Below are 286 nucleotides of genomic sequence, written 5' to 3' on the forward strand. Positions count from 1 at the left end.
TTGTAGGCACCGAAATGGTTGGAATAGGGGATGGTCAACACGCCCCCGTCGACCACATAATTCAGCACCACCCATCCCCGCTGCGAACGATCAGGCACGAAAATGAACAACTGACGGCGCTGAATTAAGTCCAGCAAATACATCGCAAATGCTTTACTCATGCCGCACCAGAGAAAATTGTTTGGAGCAATGGTTAGCCCGTACTCTCCATCCACAGGGATGTAAGTCCGAAAATGTCGTTGAAGTTCCGCGAACGATGTTCCGACGTGCTTCAACACATACATCC

General features: G+C 50.0%; 1 protein-coding gene. It reads right to left on the minus strand.

The annotated features are described in order from the left end of the window. Nucleotides 1-215, minus strand: a 215-nt coding sequence (locus AC27E8_RS08755) for a hypothetical protein (RefSeq protein WP_487111449.1), incomplete at its 3' end; no start/stop codon positions are given. Nucleotides 216-286 lie beyond the last annotated feature (71 nt).

Source organism: Alicyclobacillus sp. CIJ1 (assembly GCF_057538885.1).